Source organism: Acidovorax sp. LjRoot204 (genome assembly GCF_056175785.1).
Map to the genome: position 1 here is coordinate 1 of NZ_JBGFFF010000269.1, position 3,483 is coordinate 3,483.

Here is a 3,483-nt window from a genome sequence, read left to right on the forward strand (position 1 = left end):
GGCAATCACAGGAGGGGGTGGGTCAGAAGTCGAAAAGGCCCACCCCCGGACACCGGCCGCCCAAGCCACGCGCAACTTTTTTTCCCGTCAGAAAAAATCAAACGGAATCGCGGATTCTGTTTAAAAACCCCTGGTTTCTGGCTGCGGGGCGCGATTTGAAAAGGCCGATATTTCCCGCCCGAATCGAATAAATGGGCAGAAATCCGATTTTCGCTCCGAGGCTCTTTCAGGCGGTCCGGAGCCCTGAAAATAAGGCAACTCACGAGGAGTCATCATGAGCGACGGCAGTCAGATCGGTGGATTCATTGGCGCAGCGATTGGCTACTACATCACCCTGAGCCCGCAGGGCGCCCAACTTGGCTATGCGATCGGCCCAGCAGTTGGCGGCTACGTGGATCCGGAGGTGGTGCTGGGACCGCTCGTGGCGGCAGACTCAGGCATCACCGCAGAAGGCATCCCCCAATGAGCATCCTCAACGTGCTGTTCCAGGACCCACAAACCGCCTTCGTCGGCGTCGACAGTCAGGTAACCACCATTGAAGGCGGCGGCAAGTTCAGCGACACGAACAAACTGCTTCTGATTCCGGCCGCGGCGACGATCATTGCGTGCAGAGGAGAGCAGACGCTTGCCCGCTGGACGATGAGTGAACTTGTGCGACGCACCGGCGGTATGAACTTCGACGATATGCCCAGCATCATGCCGAGTGTCCTGGAAACCTGCCACGCCGAAGCCCTGAGACAGGCCAAGGCCGCCGGTATCAAGGTCGACCGTTTGGACGCAGAGCTCGCGCTCGTGGGTTACTCCGAGCAGGCGGCACGAGTGCTCTGCATGCACTTCACCCGGCAAGCTGGCCAGGCAAACTTCGCGGCGCAGCGCCGAGACAATGGCGTGCTGAGCCCTCCGCTCGGGAAGGCGCCGGCAAGCCAAGGTCCGGACCAATTCGAACTCCAGCGCTGCATCGCCAGCGCGCAGACGGCGGRATGGAAGGCAAAGTGTCCGGCAGATCCGATCGGTGGCCGGCTGGTGGTGGCGAGGGTCACGAAGGGTGAGGTGACCGTGCGGAACCTTGGCACAATTTGAGGAATCACTGATGTCTGGAATCAGAGGACACGTTGCGCTGCTGATGGCAGCCGCCCAGAACAGCACCCCATGGACCCCAACAAACCTTTCTTCGCTGGTGGCCTGGTATGCAGCTGATGAGCCATTGAACACGCTGTCCAGCGGCCTGATGGACACGCTCTACGACAAGAGCGGCAATGGGAACCACGCGGCGAAATACGCGGGAAACACTGCCAACCGCGGCCAGGTCTACGCAGCCGAGCAGAACGGACTTCCGGTGTGGGGGTACGACACGACTGCACGCCAGGCGTACTTCCGTTCAACGAACGCGCACGTGCTCGCGTCAGGAAATGCGAAGGCAGGCATTTCGATCTTTGCAATGAGTGCGGGCATAGTCAGCCACAACTCAAGCATTGTCGGAACGATCGCGAACCTCACCAGCGGCACCAGCGATGCGAGTGGGCGCGCCCTGCTCTCCAGGGGGAGCATCGGTCTCAATACAATTTACGGTGGTGGGCGGCGCCTTGACTCGGATAGCTTGCAAACTCTCACCGACTCGATCAACTACGGCACCGGTTACGGTATCGCGGGAACTGTCCTGGACTACGCAAACTCAGATGGTTTCGCATGGGTCAACGGATCGGCCGCAGGCTCCAGCACGTCCTTCCAGACCTCCGGCAACACCTCCGCGACGAACAGCCAGGCATGGAACATCGGCGCGACCGGCGCGAATCTGAACCCGCACCTCGGTCGAATTGGCGAGATCATCTTGTGCAATACCGCGCTCGGCACGTCCGATCGGCAGAAGCTCGAGGGCTATCTGGCGCACCGGTGGGGGCTCACGAGCTTGCTGCCTGGCGGACATCCGTACAAGACGACGGCGCCGACCGTCTAGCGTCTCAGTACCGGCGACGGGCCAGCGCAATGCTGGCCCCATGGATGAGAAAGACGAATTCAAGAAGCTGGGCCCCGGCTGGGATCACCTGTTCCGGAAGGACACTAGGAGCGAGGAAGAGCGGCGCGCCGCGGAAGCGAGAGAGAGCGCACGGCGCCGCGGCCGGCGGACTAAGGGCTGGCACCTGAAGTACCTTGAAGACGATGGCCGTCTGCGAGATTAAAGTCTTGGGACAATTCCTGAAGCACTCAGGGGCCGGCAAAGCCGGATTTACGTTGTTTAATCTTGGACTTGGCGAAACTTAGGACTCATCGATGAGCGACAAACGGATTACGAAGTTTGGTGTCGGCATTTCGATCGCCTATATCGCGATCATGACTGCCTATACGATGTATGAATTGGACGATGTCCTCGGCATGAAGCCCAATGAGTTTGGCGACTTCTTAGCAGGAGCCTTTGGGCCACTTGCTTTGGCGTGGGTTGTCGTCGGTTACTTCCAACAGGGAGTGGAGCTCCGACAAAACACTCAGGCACTAGAATTGCAGGTTAAAGAACTTCAGCGCTCAGTCGCAGAACAAGCCAGGATGAATGAGCTTGCTCTCAGTCAGCACGAATTTCAGGTCAGCAAGGCGAGCAGGGAGGCTATGGAAGCGGAAGCACAGTATGCGGCGCTGTTTTCGGTGAACCTATTCAATCCGTTCCAGGCCAAGGCGCCTGCCACTTCGCAGTTCAAAATTCTGAACTCCGGTTCCAACGTCGTGGTTACAAAGATCGTTTCTAACGACACAAGAGATGACCTTCCAGTCATTCAAGGCTGGGGCGCGGGAGTGGACTTTTTGTTCACACCTTCGCGTGCCGGGAAGATCGACGGGCAGAATGTCGAGATTGATGTCTTCTACACTCAGCGCAATGGAGTGAAGAAGAAGCTGGAGATCCGTCAAGTCGTGGGAGACGCAATCTGCGAGGAGCCCAACTTGCTGGTCTCTGACCCGTGAATGCCCTCCCCGCAAGAGGTGGGAGATTTAGGTGCACCTGATCACACAAGCTGGGCTCTGGGGGTACGATTGGGGGTACGAGCGTCGCATTGATGGAGAAAAATTTTCGCAAATCAGGAGCTTGCGCACGGTTTTCGGTAGGGCCCACCCCACCATTTGAAGAGAAGCCGGAACCGCAAGGTTCCGGCTTTTTCTTTGTCCATGGCAGGCCTCGCCTCAGATTGGGCGCCTTACCGGCCAGCGGGCTTGGCGCATCCTGTAAAATCGTCGTCTTTTTTGAGTGTCTTCGTGGCTTCACCGCAGCAACGGAGGGCCGTTTCGGCCCCCGCCTTCGTCCGACGACTCGCCCGGCTGGGCGATCTCGACCCGACCTCGCCTGCGCCCTCCCTGTCGGAGAGGCTGGGCCAATGGCTCGACTGGAACCGTGCCATCGCGCTGTCCCGCGCGCTGGATGGAACGCCGGTCACCGAAGACCGCGCGGTCCGGTTCGACGACGAGGCGACCGCCTGCGCGCGCGCACGGGCGACCCTGCAG

At 59.6% G+C, this 3,483-nt stretch carries 5 protein-coding genes; all 5 read left to right on the forward strand.

Going from position 1 to position 3,483, the window contains the following annotated elements:
• The first annotated feature begins 274 nt into the window (after window positions 1-274).
• Window positions 275-466 (forward strand): hypothetical protein, encoded by a 192-nt coding sequence (locus AC04MI_RS24165; protein ID WP_435998324.1) that lies wholly within the window; start codon window positions 275-277, stop codon window positions 464-466.
• Window positions 463-1,080, forward strand: a complete 618-nt coding sequence (locus tag AC04MI_RS24170; protein WP_476498922.1) for a hypothetical protein — start codon at window positions 463-465, stop codon at window positions 1,078-1,080. Before AC04MI_RS24165 ends, AC04MI_RS24170 begins: the two co-directional genes overlap by 4 nt.
• Before the next feature lie 10 nt (window positions 1,081-1,090).
• Window positions 1,091-1,954, forward strand: a complete 864-nt coding sequence (locus tag AC04MI_RS24175; protein ID WP_435998320.1) for a hypothetical protein — start codon at window positions 1,091-1,093, stop codon at window positions 1,952-1,954.
• Between the two features lie 314 nt (window positions 1,955-2,268).
• Window positions 2,269-2,949 (forward strand): hypothetical protein, encoded by a 681-nt coding sequence (locus AC04MI_RS24180; RefSeq protein WP_476498923.1) that lies wholly within the window; start codon window positions 2,269-2,271, stop codon window positions 2,947-2,949.
• 288 nt (window positions 2,950-3,237) lie between these two features.
• On the forward strand, window positions 3,238-3,483 hold a 246-nt coding region (locus AC04MI_RS24185; RefSeq protein ID WP_476498924.1), incomplete at its 3' end, for a DUF3348 family protein.